Consider the following 16322-nt stretch of genomic DNA (forward strand, 5'->3'; position numbering starts at 1 on the left):
TGGGCAGCAGCGCCTTGCCCCTCGTCGCCTCAAGGAAATCTCCGGCTCCTACCTCCCGCCAAGCTGTTGTGCGAGCATGAAGCCCGACGCCGCACCTGTGCCGGCGCCCGGCCATGTCGCGGCTCCGGTGAGGTGCAGATGCGCCACCGGCGTGTTCCAGCCGGCATAGCCGCGCGCAGGGCGGAACAAGAAATTCTGCGCCAGATGATGGCTGCCGCAGACCTGGTCGCCACCGACGAGGTTCGGGTTCTCGCGCTCGAGATCGATGGGCGAGAAGACGGCGCGGCCGAGGATCTTGTTGCGCAGGCCGGGCGCATAGGTCTCGATGATGTCGAGGACACGCTCGGCGTAGGCGTCCTTCACCTCGTCCCAATGCGCGGGTGCGATCTTGCCGGCGGCATCGCCTGTGATTTCGGCGGGCAGCATGCGCACCTGCACCCACAGCACATGCTTTCCCTGAGGCGCTCGCGAGGGGTCGATCGCCGTCGGCTGGCCGACCACCAGCGTCGGCTCGTCCGGCAGCATGCCCGCCATCGCCTGCTGATAGGTGCGCGACATGGCGTCGAGCGACGGCGACAGATGCACATAGGCGAACTGCCGCAACTCGGCTCCGGCGCGCCATTCGGGCAAATCGTCGAGCGCCAGATGGATCATCATCGTGCCCGGCGCGTGGCGGAACTTTTGCATCGCCGTGTCGAAGCCGGCGTTACCCGAACCATTGGGCAGCAGCTTGCCGGTCAGCGCCTTGGGCGCGACGCCGGCAATGACCGCTTTGGCGGCGGTAAGCGTCTCGCCCGAAGCGAGCCGGACGCCGGTCGCCTTGCCGGCGGAAACGGTGATCTCGGCCACTTCGGCGCCGGTGACAATCTTGCCGCCGGCGGAGGTCACCATGCCCGACAGGGCGCGGATGATGGTGTCGGCGCCGCCTTTGCCCAGCACCATGCCAAAGCTCTGGTTGGCCATTGATTCCAGATAGGGGAACACCGCACCCCCGGCGATGTCGGGCGCGAAGTCGAGATGCATGCCCCAGGTGGCGAGCGTTGCCCTGATATGCAGCGACTGGAAATTTTCCTCCAGCCAGGCGCGGGGCGAGGACAACAGCAGCCGGCCTGTATCGAGCGCCCCAGACATGCCCTTCTTGCGCCACAGGTTCCACGCGATGCCGGCAAGCGCGCGGGCGCTCATCGGCGAGCCCAGCAGCCGGAACAGATGTTCGGCCTCCGCCGGGAAGGCGGCGACCAGCCTGCGCCATGTCGTGGCGTCAGTGGCGGAGAAGGCGGCCATGCGCGCAGTGGTCTTTTCCATATCGTTGCTGACGCCGAACCAGCGTCCGTCCGGGAACGCGCTGGCAAAACAGTCGGCAACGGGCGCGAACTCCAGCCCCTGCGCTTTCAATTCATTTGCATATTTCCGGTGGAAGGCCGAGCCGGCGAACAGGCTCAGATTCATCGCGCCGAAATCGTGGCGGAAGCCGGGAAGGGTGAATTCGCGCGTCTGGACGGCGCCGCCGATCGCTGCGTTACGCTCGAAAATCCCGGTTTTCCAGCCTTTGAGCGCCAAATGCGCGGCGCATGCCAGACTGTTGTGGCCCGCCCCGACAAAGATGGCGTCGAACTCGCTCACGCTTCGTCCCCATTTCCTTTATGCTTAAAGATAATTGCAGATGCATATGTTTTCGTCTAGTAGGATATTAAGGGCCGAGACGAGCCTTGATCATCACACGAAAGAGGGAACTTCAGACCATGGACACGCAAAAACTCCTCGGCGAGGTCGCCGGCCAGCTTCTTTCAGGCGCCATCAAGGTGGTCGACCTGTCGGCGCCGCTCGGGCCGGACACGCCGTTGATCAAGCTGCCGCCGGAACTCGCCGTCGACACGCCGAAGGTCGAGATCCACAACATCTCCCGTTACGACAAGAACGGTCCGTGGTGGGCCTGGAACTGGCTGAAGCTCGGCGAGCATTCGGGCACACATTTCGATGCGCCGCAGCACTGGATCTCCGGCAAGGATTATCCGGACGGCGCCACCGACACCATTCCGGCGCAGAACTTCGTCGGCCCGGTCAATGTCATCGACTGTTCGAAGGAAGCCGCCGGCGACCCTGATTTCCTGCTCACCGTCGACCACATCAAGGCCTGGGAAGCCAAGCATGGCGCGATCAATGCCGGCGAATGGGTGGTGATGCGCACCGACTGGTACAAGCGCAACGGCTCGGAAGCCGAGTTCCTCAACGCCAACGAGACCGGCCCGCACACGCCCGGCCCGACGGCCGAAGCCATCCAGTTCCTGATCAGCAAGGACATCAAGGGCTGGGGCTCGGAGACGATCGGCACCGATGCCGGCAAAGCCGGTGGCATGGAGCCGCCATTCCCGGCGCACACGCTGATGCACAAAGCCAACCGCTATGGCCTCGCCAGCCTTTGCAACCTCGACCAGCTGCCGCCAAAGGGCGCCATCCTGATCGCGGCGCCGCTCAAGATCGAGCACGGCACCGGCAGCCCGATCCGCGCGCTGGCGCTGGTGTCGAAGGGCTAAGCGAAAGCGTTTGCCGTGACCCAGCCGGATCACATCATCGTCGGCAGCGGCATCAACGCGCTGGTCTGCGCGGCGATGCTCGGCGGCAAAGGGGCGCGTGTGCTCATCCTGGAGCGCAACGACCGCATTGGCGGTTGCATGCGCACCGAGGAGATCACCGCGCCCGGCTTCATCCATGATGTGATGGCGACGACCTTCGTGCTGTTCATCACCTCGCCGGCCTTTGCGGCGCTGGGCGCCGACCTTGCACGGCACGGGCTGGAGTTCTGCCACACGGGCACGCCGACCGGCGTGCTGCGGCCGGACGGCAGCCACGCCGTGCTGCGCACCGACCGCGCTGCCAACGTCGCGGCCCTCAATGCGATCGCGGCAGGCGACGGTGACCGGCACGCGGATGATGTCGGCGGCATCGAGCGCAATGCCGGCCTGCTGTTCGGCTTGCTCGGCGGCAGCCTGTGGTCCTATCCGACCGCCAAGCTGCTGGCCGGCGATGGCTGGCGGCGCGGCCCGCGCGGTCTTGCCGCCTTTCTCGGCGAGGCACTGGTGCCGGCGCGCGGCTGGCTGGAAAACACCTACCGGTCCGAAACCATCCGCGCGCTGTGGGCGCCCTGGGTGCTGCATGCTGGATTAGGCCCTGAAGATGCATTCTCCGGCCAGATCGCTAGGGTTATCGCCTTCGCGCTTGAGGCGGCGGGCGCGCCGATCGTCAAGGGCGGGGCAAAAAACCTGCTGGCGGCCTTCGAGGCTTTGATCCGGGAACGCGGCGGCGACATCCGCACCGGCGCCGATGTCGCTTCGATCGTTCAAAGCAATGGCCGCGCGACCGGCGTGCGACTGGCCTCGGGCGAAACGGTCCATGCCAACAAGAGCGTCATCTGCTCAGTCACGCCGACGCAGCTCTACGGCAGGCTGCTTGGAGCCGACGCTCCCCAAGCCGATGTCGAGGCGACGCAGAAATACCGATACGGCAAGGGCAATTTCCAGATCCATTATGCTCTGAGCAAGCCGCCCGCATGGCGGGGCGAAGGCCTGGACCAGGTGGCGCTGCTGCATCTGACGCCGGGACTGGATGGCGTCTCGAAAGCCTGCAACGAGGCGGCGCGCGGCATGCTGCCGGAGGTGCCGACCATCTGTGCCGGCCAGCCGCATGCGCTCGATCCGTCGCGCTGCCCCGAAGGCAAGGCGATCCTGTGGCTGCAACTGCCCGAGGCGCCTCGCCACATCAAGGGTGACGCAGCCGGCATGCTGCAGGCACCGGCAGACGGGCAGTGGACCGTTGCGCTACGCGAAGCCTATGCCGATCGCGCCGAGGCCATCCTCGCCGGCCACATTGAGGGCTTCAAGGCCAGCGTGATCGCGCGCCGTGCCTATTCGCCGGCCGATCTCGAGGCGATGAACATCAATCTCGTCGGCGGCGACCCCTATGGCGGTTCCTCGACCATCGACCAGTCGTTCCTGTGGCGGCCGTTCAAGAGCAGCCGCAACCATCAGACCGGCATCAAGGGCCTCTACCATATCGGCGCCTCGACCCATCCGGGTGCCGGCCTTGGCGGCGGCTCCGGCTTTCTCCTTGCGGGGAGGCTGTGATGGAAGAGAAGGTCACTGAGAAGCGCCAGCGCATTTCGACCCTGGGGCAGATCGGCCTGCAGCAATTCGCGCCCTATCTGATGAACCGCATCATGGGCCGCTATAACGCCACCTTGCGCGACGATTTCCGCAAGCAGGGCCTGACCATTCCGCAGGTGCGCACGCTGGCCGTGCTGTCGGTCACCGACGGCATCACCGTCAACGACCTCTCGGTCTATACGGTCATCGAGCAGTCGACCTTGAGCCGGACGCTCGACTCGCTGGAGGGCCAGGGCCTGGTACGACGCGAACAGGGCGTCACCGACAGCCGCATCCGCCACGTGTTCCTGACCGACGACGGCCGCGCCGAGTTCGCGCGCGCCTGGCCGGCCATGCATGACGCGTTCGAGGCGATGTTCGACGATATCGACGACGCCGAATATTCCGCACTTATCGCCACGCTTTTGAAGATGCTGAAGAACATTCGCAAGCACGACATCTAGACCTACGCGCCGCCAAACCCCGGGCGGTACCGGAAGGAGAAAAAAATGGCCGAACGCTCTTTTGCCAAGGAAGTCGAAAAGCTTCGGCTGGGTGCCGGCGAGGAATTTGCCGGCGAAGGCATCCTCGCCATCACTAAAGCGCTGCTGCAATGCGGCGTCGGCTATGTCGGCGGCTACCAGGGCGCGCCGATCAGCCATCTGATGGACGTGCTGGCCGACGCACAGGACATTCTGGGCGAACTCGGCGTGCACTTCGAAGCCAGCGCTTCCGAAGCCACCGCCACCGCCATGCTGGCCGCCTCGGTGCATTACCCGATCCGCGGTGCGGCGACCTTCAAGTCGACGGTCGGCACCAATGTCGCCTCCGATGCGCTGGCCAACCTCGCCTCCGGCGGCGTCACCGGCGGCGCGCTGATCATTGTCGGCGAGGACTATGGCGAAGGCTCCTCGATCATGCAGGAACGCAGTCATGCCTTCGCCATGAAAAGCCAGGTCTGGCTGCTCGACCCGCGCCCCAACCTGCCGTCGATTGTCAAGGCGGTGGAGGACGGTTTCGAACTGTCGGAGATTTCCAACACGCCGGTCATGCTGCAGGTTCGCATCCGCTGCTGCCACGTCCACGGCCATTTCATCGCCAAGGACAATAAGCGGCCGCCGATGACGGTCGCCGATGCGCTTGACGCGCCGCGCCGCGACACCGGCCGCATCGTTTTGCCGCCCGCTTCCTTCCTGCATGAGAAGGAGAAGGTGCAGAAGCGCTGGCCGGCGGCGGTCGATTTCATCCGCAAGAACAAGATCAACGAATTCTTCGGGTCGGATCATGGCTCGGTCGGCATCGTCATGCAGGGCGGCATGTACAATTCGGTCATCCGCGCGCTGCAGCGGCTAGGCCTTGCCGACACTTATGGCGACACCGACGTGCCGCTCTATGTGCTCAACGCCGTCTATCCCTTGATTGATGACGAGTTCCTGTCCTTCTGCGAGGGCAAGCAGTCGGTGCTGGTCGTCGAGGAAGGCCAGCCCAACTACATTGAACAGGCCTTCGCTTCGATGCTGCACAAGGCCGGTCGCGGCACCAGGCTGGTCGGCAAGGAGCATTTGCCGATGGCCGGCGAATACACCGGCCAGGTCATGCTCGACGGCATCGGCGCCTTCCTGCGCGCCGAGGCGCCGCATCTGCTGCCCGGCGAAGTGCGGGCGCCCAACAAGGTCGGCGATGGCGTCGACGCAGCCGACCTGATCAACGTCGTTCCAGGACGACCGCCCGGTTTCTGCATCGGCTGCCCGGAACGGCCGATCTTTGCCGCGACAAAACTGGTCGAGCAGGAACTCGGCAAACATCACATCGCCTCCGACATCGGTTGCCACCTCTTCTCGATCATGCCGCCCTTCGAACTCGGCGCCACCACCATGGGCTACGGGCTGGGGCCCGCCTCGGCCTCGGCGTTCAATTCGCCGGATGCCAAGCGCCGCTCGATCTCCTTCGTCGGCGATGGCGGCTTCTGGCACAACGGCCTGACCTCCTCGATCGGCAATGCGGTGTTCAACAAGAACGACGGCGTCATCGTCATCGTCGACAATTTCTATTCGGCTGCGACCGGCGGGCAGGACATCCTGTCATCGCGCGCGGGCAACAAGACCAAGTCGACGAAGCACCCGATCACCGAGGCGGTGAAAGGCATGGGCGTCAAATGGTTGCGCCATGTCGACCGTACCTATGATGTGACCAGGATGCAGGACACGCTGCGTGAGGCGCTGACGACGGAAGAGAAAGGGCCGAAGGTCATTGTCGCCTCGTCCGAATGCATGCTCAACCGGCAGCGCCGCGAAAAGCCGCTGGTCGACAAGGCGATCAAGGGCGGGACCCGTGTCGTGAAACCGAAGTTCGGTGTCGACGAGGATATCTGCACCGGCGACCATGCCTGCATGCGTCTGTCCGGCTGCCCGTCGCTGTCGGTGAAGTCGCTCGACGACCCGTTGCGCGACGATCCGGTGGCGCATATCGACCAGAGCTGCGTCGGCTGCGGCAATTGCGGCGAGGTCGCCGATGCGGCGGTGCTGTGCCCGTCCTTCTATCGCGCCGACGTCGTGCACAATCCGAGCCGCTGGGATCGCTTCCTGGAAGCCGCGCGCCGTGCCACCATCAGCCTGTTGCAGCGCCGCCGCGAAAGCCGGCGCCTGACCTTCGCCGATGCTTGACGCCGTCCCCCCACTTCGCGCCCGCGCCGGCGCTCAGGATAGCGAGCGTGTCATCAAGCTCGCCGTGCTGGCGGTCGGCGGCCAGGGCGGTGGCGTGCTCGCCGACTGGATCACCGATGTCGCCGAGCGCAACGGCTTTGTTGCGCAATCGACCTCGGTCGCCGGCGTCGCCCAGCGTACTGGCGCCACCATTTACTATGTGGAGATGGCCCGCGACACCGGCCGGCTGCCGGTCTTCGCGCTGTCGCCGTCGCAGGGCGACGTCGACATCCTGATCGCCGCCGAATTGATGGAAGCCGGCCGTGCCATCATTCGCGGCTTCGTCACGCCCGAGCGGACGACGCTGATCGCCTCCTCGCACCGCATCGCCGCCGTGTCGGAAAAGATCGAGCCGGGCGATGGCCGGGCCTCGTCCTCCAAGGTTCATGCGACGGCGGAAGCAGCATCGAAGCGCTTCATCGCTTTCGACATGGAAAAGATCGCCGCCGACAATGGTTCGATGATCTCGGCCAGCCTGCTTGGCGCGCTGGCGGGGTCCGATGCGCTGCCCTTCACCCGCGAGAGCTACGAACAGGCGATCGGTGCCGGCGGCCGGGGCGTCAAGGCCAGCCTCGCTGCCTTCGGCGCTGCGTTTGACCGCGCGCGCGGCACGGCAGCACCGGCGCCGAAGCCGGCCGAGCCCGCGATAGTCGAATCTGCCCTGGGCACAGGACAGGTGAGTGGCCCGCAAAACCTGCTGCAGGGCTGGCAGACCTTGGCTGCCCGCATCGACCTGTTGCCGGTGGCCGTACGCGACATGGCACTTCGGGGCTTGAGAAAGGTCGTCGACTATCAGGACATCGCTTACGGGCGCGAGTATCTCGACTGGCTGGACGAGGCCGTCGCGTTGGACGGGCCGGATCGCGGCTATGGCCTGTCGATCGCTGCCGCCAAGCATCTGGCCAACGCGCTATGCTACGACGACATGATCCGCGTCGCCGATCTCAAGACGCGCTCGACGCGCGACAAACGCGTGCGCCGTGAGGTCGGCGTCAAGGACGGCTCGATCCTGCAGGTGACCGAGTATTTCCATCCGCGCATCGAGGAATTCTGCGGCACGTTGCCGGCGGGTCTGGGCAGCTACATCGAAAGCCTGCCGAAGCTCGCCGCCTTTCTCGATCGTCGCATCAACCACGGCCGCCGCATCCGCACCGACAGTTTCGCCGGCTTTGCAGCGCTCTGGTTCATCGGCGGCCTGCGCCGGTGGCGCCGCAGCCTGCTGCGTCACAAGGTCGAGATCGCGCATCTCGATCGCTGGTACACGCTGGCGCTCGACCATGTGCCCCAGGATTATGCGCTGGCTGTCGAAATCCTCAACTGCCGCCGGTTGATCAAGGGCTACAGCGACACCCATGTTCGTGCCCAATCGAAATTCGACCGGGTGCTGTCGGCGCTCGATCTGGTCAAGGGCCGAGCGGACGCCGCCGACTGGATCCGCCGCCTGCGCGAGATGGCACTGAAGGACGAGAAGGGCGACATGCTCGACGGCGCGCTGAAGACCGTGGCGACGCTGGGGCCGGATACGATCTAGCGGGCGTCCACAGATTGGACCGGCACCAGCCCACGCAACGGCACCGCCTCCGGGAACAGATGCAACAGGCCTGAATCGACGCGCCGTCGCAAATGCGCATCCACTTCGGCCCGATCCTGACAACCATGGAACCTGCCGCCGCAATGGTCCCGCAGGCGCACGAGATCGGCCATGACAGGCGACATCGGCAGGCCGGCGGCGTCGAGCAGGCTTGCGCTGAGGAAGCCGACGTCGAGCGGCGCCAGGTCAGGCATCGGATGGCGCAAAGGATGGTTGAAGGTGGTGAGCGTGTAGAAGGTGCGGTAGGCAAGCGAGCCAGGGGTCGCCAAGGCGTCGTCCCCGGCGATCGCGTCGACGAACGGCTTGGTCGCCGACGACTGGTGATCGCCGAACTCGAGCACCACGGCGCCGCGTTCACCGGCATCCGCTTCCCTCTTGTCGAGGAAATGCTGGAAATCGCCGCGCGCTACCGCCATCCGGCGCAGATACTCATTGGCCTGGAAATCGCCCGAGAAAGGCTCGCCCTCGACCTTCAGCTCGGGCTCCATCCGCCCCTCATAGGGTGAATGCGGAAACATGGTCTGGATTTCGAGGAACAGCGGCCGGCCGTCTTCCTTGCGGTGCCGGGCGATGAACGCCTCGGCTGCGCGATAGTAGAAGTTGTCGCGCAGATGATAGAAGGGCGCGGCAATGTCCTTGATGTCGAGCACGGTCTCGAAACCGATCGATTGCAGGAACGGCCCTTCATTGACGAATGAAAAGTCCATCGGCGTCATCACGACAGTTCGATAGCCGCAGCGCGCCAGCACCTCTGGCAAGGCTCCGGCGACCTTGTCCTGCAGGGTGATGGTCAGATAGGGGCTTCGCCAGCCGAAATCGGTGGCCGACAGGCCGGTCATCAGCGACAGATTGGTGATCCAGGTGCCGCCGCCAAATGTCTCGACCTGCATCGGATGCGGCGTGCCGGCTTTGGGTGCGAATCTCTGCAGGAATCCCGCGCCATTGCCGACCTGCGGAAAATAGCCGGGATCGGATTGGCTTTCGCTGAGCACGAAAAAGACGTCGGGAAGATCAGCCCGGTCGCCGCAATCGACCGTGTCGGCAAAAGGCGGCTGTGGCGCGACGGCTTGCAGCCGCTTTTCGAAGCCCGATTCAACAACGAGGTTGTGCAAATCCAGCAGCGAAACGAAGAAGGCCGACATGTGCCGGCCCTGCATGTAGTAGAAATAACGGTCCTTCGAGGCCTCGGCCGGAAAGGTCAGCGGCACCAGAACGACGAGCGCCGCCATGACCAGGACGCGTGCCGATACCGGCCAGCCGATTTTTCGATCGATCCGGAACAGAAGCACCGCCGCCGTAATGCCGAGCACCAGGGCAACAACGACCGGCGCGATCAGATGGAGGTAGGAGCCGAGCAGGAAGCGGTACACTTCCGGATCCTTCGACACGAAGACCGTGTCGTAGAAGTGCAGCGAAAACCCCTTCATCCTGAATTTGATCGCTGACACCACTGTGATGAAAGCGATGCCCATCCAGGCGAGATAGACGGAAAAGACAAGGCGCCCCGAAGCCAGGAAGAGAAGTCCGGCAAGGGCAGCCACCAGCGCCAGCGAGAACGGCACCGACAGCCATTCGTGCTCGGCCCGTCCGGCGGCGAAGACACCGGCTAGGCTGACCACGACCAGCGTCAGCGGATGACAGAGCACCCGCCCAAGGATTTGAAGCTGAGCCACAGATTTTCCCATGAATATGCCTGAGCATAGTTTCGGGAAACTCTTCGATTATTCGTGGGCTGAGAACAAATGTATAGTGAATTTAACCTTAATTCCGGGGATCGCGCTGTCCGCAACGGCGGGACCAGGTTTCACAAGCGCCTGGCCCTACCGTGCTTCGATCAGTAGTGGTGCCAGCGATGCCAGCGATGGTGCGGATGCCAGACGTGGACCGGAGCGTGCCAGTAGTGGTAGCGCGGGCGCACGATGACGACGCCGCTCGGCACGCAACGTCCCCATCTGTTCGGATGCCAGCCGATGCCGCAGCCCCAGCGGACATGCTCGACCGATGCCTGGGCGGCCGGCTGGGCAACGGACACGATGGGCATTGCGCTGGACGCGGTGGCTGTCACGACCGTTCCGCTGAGGGCCAGCATAGCGGCTGCTGCGTAGTTTTTCAGGCGACTCATAATTGGACTCCGAGTGCTTTCGAGTTTGAAGATGGCCGCCCTGCATGGTGCGATCGGGCAGGCTCGTCCCTTCGCATCGTTAAACGGCGTCTCCGGCCTTTTCCGTCGGTCGTCATGGCGATTTTTTCGGCGCAACGGCGGCGCGGCGTTCCATATGGCGCAGCAATGCCTGTGCCAGCACGCTCCGGTTTTCGTGTGACGTGTTCGCCGCGAAGTCGACAATGGCCTGTTCAAGCCGGCTGCGCACCGTCACATCGGCATTGCGTGCCCGCTCCAGCGCGGCGGACAAGGCGGCCTTGTCCATGACAGGCTGCTGCAACAGGTCCGCTGCCTCCTGCCTCGCCTGCTGGCCATCTAGAATGATCTGCCGGGACTCCACGCGAACCTGGCGCAGCGCCAGGCGGAACGCCTTGCGGTCCTGGTTGGGAAGCTGTCGGCCAGCCGATTCCAGCGAGACACCCGCGCCCGCTTTGGCATTTCTCAGCCAGACCGCACCGCCGGCAAATGCGCCTGCAAGAAAGACGTTCAGCACCACGGAAGCAATGACCAGACCACGGATCCAGCGCGGGCTCATAGGTTTTCCTCACCGTTCTCGGCATCCGGGCCGGCATCGCCAAACGCCGTCACATTGGCATCCAGCACATAATGGTCCGGCTGGACCTCCGGCGTGACGATGGTCACCAGGGCCAGTCCTGCCACGGCACCGGCCAGACCAATGCCGGCAAGTCCAAGTCCCAGCCACCAGAACCACTGACGCCGGCGCTGGCCGAGGTGCCGGCCGGCAGCCTGCAGAATGCTGCTATGCAGTACCTTGTCCGGGGCGTCGACGCGGTAGCTGTCGAGCAGCGCGTCAAGTGTCCCGGCCTGCCTCAAGATGGCCTTGCCCGCGCCGCTCGCGGCAAAGGCCGTGCCGGCCATTCGCTCAGCCTCGGGCCATCGCCGCAAGTCGCCGCCATAGGCCTGGGCCAAGGCGGCAAAGCGCCTGGCATCCATTTCGTTTCTGGACCCTTCAGCCATGTGTCTCCTCCTTGCCCGTAGGCGCCGAGCGCCAGGCGGCACCAGCAAGGCGCAATGGCCGTAGTGCGTTGGTGCTTGCCCGGTGCTTACTCATCGGCGCCATCCCCCGTCAGGATCGCCTGCAGCGACCGCCGGCCGCGCGCAAGCAGGCTCTCCAGGGCATCGACGCTGATCTGCAAGGTCGCTGCCGCCTCGATATTGGACATCTCCTGATAATAGACCAGAACGATCGCTTCGCGCTGACGCGGCGCTATGGCTTGCAGTGCCCGTTCGACCCGAAGCGCGTCCTCTTGGCGAGGGGCGTCGGGAAGTGCCGCAGGGTCGACCACGTCCGGCAGGTCGCCGGTCACCCACTCGCGCCTGCGACGCAGCCGGTCGTAGCAAAGGTTGAGCGTCACCCGGTGGATCCAGCTGTCGAAGCGCGCATTGCCGCGCCGCCAGCTCGCGGCATGGCGCCAGATCCGCACGAAGGTTTCCTGCGCGACATCCTCGGCCTCCGCCGCATCGCCGAGCATGCGCACGGCAAGCGCCAGTATACGTGGCAGCTTGCGCGCGACGAGCGTTTGCACGGCTGCGGGCTCGCCGGCGCCAACACGGCGAACCAGCTCCTCGTCCGGATCCGCAGCCATCAGTCTGCGCACTCCCGATGTTCATCGCGCGTCATTGCCTCTTGGTCATTGTTCCTGCTTGGGAGCGGTTTTGTGGCCCGGCAGTTCGTCGGCCGTTAAAATGCCGTCGGCATTCTTGTCCAGCCGGGCGAAGCGCCTGGCGAAGAATGCATCGAGTTCGGCGCGATCGATGAAGCCGTCATGGTTGGAATCGATCCGCGCGAAGGATTTGGCGGCGTCGCCTTTGGCGTTGCGCTTCGTCTGAAAGGCCTCCCACTCCAGCAGGCTGATCTTGCCGTCGCCGTCGGTATCGGCCGCCATGATCGCCTTCTCGCGCCGCTTCTGGAATTTGGCCAGCGTGATGTCGGACCTGGTCCCCGAAGCGCCTGGCGCGGCAAGTGGCGCGGCCGTTGGCGGTGCAGGCGGCGTCGCTGCCTGGGCGAAAGCCGCAACGGTCTGCAAACTCAAGGCAACGACTGATATCGAACGACTGATCATGTTGTGCGTCTCCAGGTTGGCGCGACGCAGACGGCTTGTGCCGCAATCGCGCTTCAACCGTTAAACGCCGCGACCCGGAAAATCCGTCGGTCGCGCGTGCTGATCCGTTCATGCCCGGACAACAGAGGGTGCCCATCCCGACCTGATCGGGATGGAAGAAATTCTAGTCCGACTGGTCGGCCGCAATCAGTTGTTCGGGCTTGAACCCGGCATGTTGCGGGGTCCACACCTCGCCCTCGCGATTGAACCAGTGGCACAGATACATGCCCGAGGCTGCGCCATCGCTGATCGTCATCCTGGGGCCTCCGGATTTCAGCCTGACGACGTCTCCGGTCTTGAAATTGTTGGGCATTTTTTGACCTCCCATGCTGAGGCCATGAGTTTCACACCAAACCGGGGTCTCGACAATGGCAGATCTGCCAGGCCGGCGTCGCAATCCTTTGCACCAGCTGCGAAGGGGCAGACTACAAAACGGAGGAGGAATGGTGCCGCTTAGGTGACTCGAACACCTGACCCCCGCATTACGAATGCGGTGCTCTACCAACTGAGCTAAAGCGGCCCAGGAAGCCAAGGCCTCCAAGATGCGGCGGTGATAGACGCAACCGGGCGCGAATTCAAGATGCGACTTGGCAATTCCTGCGTCGGCGTCATGGCACCCTCGAAAGCCGGCCGCCGCTTTGTCCGCCAGTCAATCGCCAAGGGAATGCGGCGCACGGTGCGTGCGCTCCCTGTGCGCGAAATCGGCGAAACATGCTGATTTTGTTGCCGGAACAGCGCCGGAATGGACTTTGCACACCTCTGCGAGGCAGAATACGCCGCTCGCCCGTTGATTGATTGGTCGCCTGCGGCTAACGATCACGGCAAGGTTGGCAAAGACAGAGGGACCTGCTTGGACGCGATCGAAAAAGCGATCCGGAACGCCTTGGAGAAAGGCAATGCCGAGGACCGCGCGTTCCGCGAGAGGGTCTATCGCTCGGCTTTTGCCGCGCTCGATCGCGCGCTCCAGGCCAATCCCGGTGTGACCGTCGAGGTCGCCATCAAGCGCCGTAAGGCAATCCAGGCGAAAATCACCGAAATCGAATCCGAGTTCCTGCCGGCGGTGCCGGATGTCGGCCAGCAGGGCGATGCACCGGCGGTCGAACTCGGAGCGGACTCGGCGCCCGCGGTCGAAACCGGCCGACAGGCATCGTCCCCCGATGTCGTCGTCGACGGACCCGTGCAATCCGCTGCCGATGCGCCGCGCTCGCGCGTTCTGCCCGTCGTTCCCGACATCATGCCGGACGCCACGCTTCCCGGTGCTCCGGCCATCGACATGTCGGTTCCGGCCTCGGCCGGCGCGACCACGGAAGTGGCGCCTGACCGCGATGAACGGCGCATAAGGGGGCGTCGCCTGCCGCTGACCGCCATCTTCCTGACCGTGACACTGCTCGCCGCGGTTGGCATCGGCCTGTTCTTCGCCGTGCAGACCGGCGTGTTCAAGACATCCGCGCAACTCGACACCGCCCCGCCGCAGGCGCCGCCGACCGTCGAGGACGACGATTTCACACCGGCCGACGGCGGTCCGGCAAAACCCGGCGCCGCGGACCAGGCGCGCGACTGGATCAATGTGTTTTCGCCGGCCGATGCATCCCATGTCAGCGCGCCGTCTGACGCCAGGGCCGAGGTGATGAAGGACGATACCGGTTCGTTCCTGCGCATCCGTTCCGGCGCGTCCGGTTCGGCGATCAGTTTCGACGTCGGACAAGGCGTGCTGGAGAAGCTCGCCGGCAAACATGCCGTGTTCGACATCATTGCCCGCTCCGAAGAAGGCAAGGAGACGCAGATTTCGGTCGACTGCAATTTCGGCGAACTCGGCGACTGCGGCCGCAAGCGCTATGCGGTCGGCCAGCAGCAGAACGAATATCTGTTCGATGTGCAGTTTCCGGACAAGCATCCGGGCTCGGCCGGCACCATTGCCATCAATTCCGACTTCGACAAGCAGGGTAAGGCCGCGGACATCTACGAAATCCGCGTTTCGATCGAGCCGTAAGAGCGCTGAACGGCTAGCGGTCGAGCAGCGCCTGCAGCGTCTCGATGCGGTCGGCCTCGTTGGCCGGCTTGTCCCAGCGCAGCCGCGAAATGCGGGGAAAGCGCATGGCGACGCCGGATTTGTGCCGGGTCGAGCGGTTCAGCCCTTCGAAGGCGACTTCCAGCACCAGGCCGTTGTCGCGGTCGGCCCGCACCGAACGCACCGGCCCGAAACGCTCGATCGTGTTGTCGCGGACATATTTGTCGATCTGCTTCAGCTCCGCATCGGTGAAGCCGAAATAGGCCTTGCCGACCGGCACCAGTTCCTCCTCGCCTTCGGCACCTGTCCAGACACCGAACGTATAGTCGGAATAGAAGCTCGAGCGTTTGCCGTGGCCGCGCTGGGCATACATCAGCACGGCGTCCACCGTGTGCGGATCGCGTTTCCATTTGAACCATGGACCTTTCGGCCGGCCGGCGACATAGGCTGAGTCCCAGCGCTTCAGCATGACGCCTTCGATGATCGGATGCGGCGGCACCCGGCGCAGTTCCTCCAGCGTTTGCCAATCCGTGAAGTCGACGAATGGCGAAATATCGAAACGGCTCGGGTCGAGCGTTCCGACAAACGCTTCCAGCCGGCCGCGCCGCTCGCGAAACGACAGCGCGCGCAGATCCTCGCCGCCGACCTGGAGCAGATCGTAGCAGCGCATGAAGGCCGGGTATTGCTGCTGCATCTTCGGTGTCACCGTCTTGCGGTTCAGCCGCTGCTGCAGATCCGAGAACGTTCCCGTCGCCTGCCGGGGATCGCCGACAAGCAGTTCGCCGTCCAGCGTTGCGGAAAAATGCATGGCATCGGCGAGGTCCGGAAAGGCACCCGAAACGTCATCGCCGGTGCGCGAATAGAGCCGGCGGATGCCGCCCTCGGCCACCGCCTGGACACGGATGCCGTCCCATTTCCATTCTGCGGCATAATCCGCCGGATCGAGCTTTTCGAGATCGCCTTCACTGAGCGGGTTCGACAGCATTACCGGGCGAAACAATGCCAACGCCGTGTTCCTGGGCTTTTCGGCCTTGCCCTCCAGCCACGCGAACAGCGCTGTGTAAGGCGGTGACAGCCCGTGCCAGAGCTCCTCGATCTCGGCCACTTCGACCTTGCCGAAATCGGCCAGCGCCTGTTTGGCCAGCCGCGCCGATACGCCGATGCGCAGCCCGCCGGTGACCAATTTGATGATGGCAAAGCGCGCCGAGGTGCCGGCGCTGTCGAGCAGCCCGGCCAGTACCTTCGGCCCGTCGGAGCGGCTCGCCGCCTGCAGTCTGGCCACGACCTCGCCAAGCGTCGGCTCGCGGTTCGGAAGGTTTCCGGGCGTTTGCGGCCAGACCAGCGACACCGTTTCGGCGAGATCGCCGACATAGTCGTAGGAATAGCCGAACAGCACCGGATCCATGCGCTCGGTGACCAGCATGCGCAGCATCGCCGGCTTGACCGCGGCAATGTGGAGATCGCCGGTGATGGCAGCCAGCGCCAGCCCGCGATCGGGATCCTCCACGGCTCGGAAATAGTCGGTCAGCAAGGTCAGCTTGCCATTGCGCGACGGCGTCAGCACCAGGCGGTCGAGAAGCTCGGCGAAGCGGTTCATG

Annotated in this window: 15 protein-coding genes and 1 tRNA gene; 6 read left to right on the forward strand and 10 right to left on the reverse strand. The window is 64.6% G+C overall.

The genetic code is table 11. From position 1 onward, the window contains the following. Positions 1 to 48 precede the first annotated feature (48 nt). Positions 49 to 1623 (reverse strand): phytoene desaturase family protein, encoded by a 1575-nt coding sequence (locus NKI66_RS13025; RefSeq protein WP_352751800.1) that lies wholly within the window; start codon positions 1621 to 1623, stop codon positions 49 to 51. Between the two features lie 119 nt (positions 1624 to 1742). Between NKI66_RS13025 and NKI66_RS13030 the strand changes: the two genes are divergently transcribed. The 5 genes from NKI66_RS13030 to NKI66_RS13050 are packed head-to-tail and all read left to right on the forward strand — an operon-like array spanning position 1743 to position 8372. Then, entirely contained in the window at positions 1743 to 2534 is a 792-nt protein-coding gene (locus NKI66_RS13030; protein ID WP_023811466.1) for a cyclase family protein, read from the forward strand. Positions 2535 to 2549: 15 nt separating this feature from the next. After that, entirely contained in the window at positions 2550 to 4121 is a 1572-nt protein-coding gene (locus NKI66_RS13035) for a phytoene desaturase family protein (RefSeq protein WP_352751802.1), read from the forward strand. Next, on the forward strand, positions 4121 to 4603 hold the full coding sequence (locus NKI66_RS13040; RefSeq protein ID WP_023811464.1) for a MarR family winged helix-turn-helix transcriptional regulator: 483 nt from the start codon (positions 4121 to 4123) through the stop codon (positions 4601 to 4603). The genes NKI66_RS13035 and NKI66_RS13040 overlap by 1 nt, the downstream gene beginning before the upstream one ends. A 45-nt stretch (positions 4604 to 4648) precedes the next feature. Further along, a complete protein-coding gene (locus NKI66_RS13045) occupies positions 4649 to 6802 on the forward strand; it encodes a thiamine pyrophosphate-dependent enzyme (protein ID WP_023811463.1) in 2154 nt (717 codons plus the stop codon). After that, positions 6795 to 8372, forward strand: coding sequence for an indolepyruvate oxidoreductase subunit beta family protein (locus NKI66_RS13050; protein ID WP_023811462.1), 1578 nt, complete (start codon positions 6795 to 6797; stop codon positions 8370 to 8372). The genes NKI66_RS13045 and NKI66_RS13050 overlap by 8 nt, the downstream gene beginning before the upstream one ends. Here NKI66_RS13050 and NKI66_RS13055 read toward each other — a convergent pair. The 8 genes from NKI66_RS13055 to NKI66_RS13090 form a co-directional block, all read right to left on the reverse strand. Continuing rightward, positions 8369 to 10105 (reverse strand): sulfatase-like hydrolase/transferase, encoded by a 1737-nt coding sequence (locus NKI66_RS13055; RefSeq protein ID WP_245273220.1) that lies wholly within the window; start codon positions 10103 to 10105, stop codon positions 8369 to 8371. The two genes, NKI66_RS13050 and NKI66_RS13055, sit on opposite strands and share 4 nt — an antisense overlap. 161 nt (positions 10106 to 10266) lie before the next feature. After that, positions 10267 to 10554: a GCG_CRPN prefix-to-repeats domain-containing protein gene (locus NKI66_RS13060; protein WP_023811460.1), complete on the reverse strand. Its 288-nt coding sequence runs from the start codon at positions 10552 to 10554 to the stop codon at positions 10267 to 10269. Positions 10555 to 10666: 112 nt separating this feature from the next. After that, the gene (locus tag NKI66_RS13065; protein ID WP_023811459.1) at positions 10667 to 11128 is read right to left on the reverse strand and encodes a periplasmic heavy metal sensor; all 462 of its coding nucleotides are present in this window, start codon (positions 11126 to 11128) and stop codon (positions 10667 to 10669) included. Further along, entirely contained in the window at positions 11125 to 11571 is a 447-nt protein-coding gene (locus NKI66_RS13070) for a hypothetical protein (RefSeq protein ID WP_023811458.1), read from the reverse strand. The genes NKI66_RS13065 and NKI66_RS13070 overlap by 4 nt, the downstream gene beginning before the upstream one ends. An 86-nt stretch (positions 11572 to 11657) precedes the next feature. Then, positions 11658 to 12200 carry an RNA polymerase sigma factor gene (locus NKI66_RS13075; protein ID WP_023811457.1) on the reverse strand — a complete coding sequence of 181 codons (543 nt, stop codon included), beginning with the start codon at positions 12198 to 12200 and terminating at the stop codon, positions 11658 to 11660. 45 nt (positions 12201 to 12245) lie between these two features. Beyond that, entirely contained in the window at positions 12246 to 12677 is a 432-nt protein-coding gene (locus NKI66_RS13080; RefSeq protein ID WP_023811456.1) for an EF-hand domain-containing protein, read from the reverse strand. A 163-nt stretch (positions 12678 to 12840) separates the two neighbouring features. After that, entirely contained in the window at positions 12841 to 13029 is a 189-nt protein-coding gene (locus NKI66_RS13085; protein ID WP_023811455.1) for a YodC family protein, read from the reverse strand. Positions 13030 to 13160: 131 nt separating this feature from the next. Continuing rightward, positions 13161 to 13236 (reverse strand) — tRNA-Thr (locus NKI66_RS13090). Positions 13237 to 13566: 330 nt separating this feature from the next. Between NKI66_RS13090 and NKI66_RS13095 the strand changes: the two genes are divergently transcribed. After that, positions 13567 to 14706, forward strand: coding sequence for a hypothetical protein (locus NKI66_RS13095; RefSeq protein WP_023811453.1), 1140 nt, complete (start codon positions 13567 to 13569; stop codon positions 14704 to 14706). A gap of 13 nt (positions 14707 to 14719) precedes the next feature. Here NKI66_RS13095 and NKI66_RS13100 read toward each other — a convergent pair whose 3' ends face one another. Further along, on the reverse strand, positions 14720 to 16321 hold the full coding sequence (locus tag NKI66_RS13100; RefSeq protein WP_023811452.1) for a cisplatin damage response ATP-dependent DNA ligase: 1602 nt from the start codon (positions 16319 to 16321) through the stop codon (positions 14720 to 14722). Between the last annotated feature and the right edge of the window lies 1 nt (position 16322).

This window comes from Mesorhizobium sp. M0518, from assembly GCF_040321125.1.
Taxonomy (GTDB): Bacteria; Pseudomonadota; Alphaproteobacteria; order Rhizobiales; family Rhizobiaceae; genus Mesorhizobium.

Excerpts from the sequence above, each read along its gene's own strand:
- NKI66_RS13100 (WP_023811452.1), bottom strand. The coding sequence starts at position 16,321 with ATGAACCGCTTCGCCGAGCTTCTCGACCGCCTGGTGCTGACGCCGTCG.
- NKI66_RS13085 (WP_023811455.1), bottom strand. The coding sequence starts at position 13,029 with ATGCCCAACAATTTCAAGACCGGAGACGTCGTCAGGCTGAAATCCGGA.
- NKI66_RS13060 (WP_023811460.1), bottom strand. The coding sequence starts at position 10,554 with ATGAGTCGCCTGAAAAACTACGCAGCAGCCGCTATGCTGGCCCTCAGC.
- NKI66_RS13040 (WP_023811464.1), top strand. The coding sequence starts at position 4,121 with ATGGAAGAGAAGGTCACTGAGAAGCGCCAGCGCATTTCGACCCTGGGG.
- NKI66_RS13050 (WP_023811462.1), top strand. The coding sequence starts at position 6,795 with ATGCTTGACGCCGTCCCCCCACTTCGCGCCCGCGCCGGCGCTCAGGAT.
- NKI66_RS13080 (WP_023811456.1), bottom strand. The coding sequence starts at position 12,677 with ATGATCAGTCGTTCGATATCAGTCGTTGCCTTGAGTTTGCAGACCGTT.
- NKI66_RS13070 (WP_023811458.1), bottom strand. The coding sequence starts at position 11,571 with ATGGCTGAAGGGTCCAGAAACGAAATGGATGCCAGGCGCTTTGCCGCC.
- NKI66_RS13045 (WP_023811463.1), top strand. The coding sequence starts at position 4,649 with ATGGCCGAACGCTCTTTTGCCAAGGAAGTCGAAAAGCTTCGGCTGGGT.
- NKI66_RS13075 (WP_023811457.1), bottom strand. The coding sequence starts at position 12,200 with ATGGCTGCGGATCCGGACGAGGAGCTGGTTCGCCGTGTTGGCGCCGGC.
- NKI66_RS13065 (WP_023811459.1), bottom strand. The coding sequence starts at position 11,128 with ATGAGCCCGCGCTGGATCCGTGGTCTGGTCATTGCTTCCGTGGTGCTG.
- NKI66_RS13030 (WP_023811466.1), top strand. The coding sequence starts at position 1,743 with ATGGACACGCAAAAACTCCTCGGCGAGGTCGCCGGCCAGCTTCTTTCA.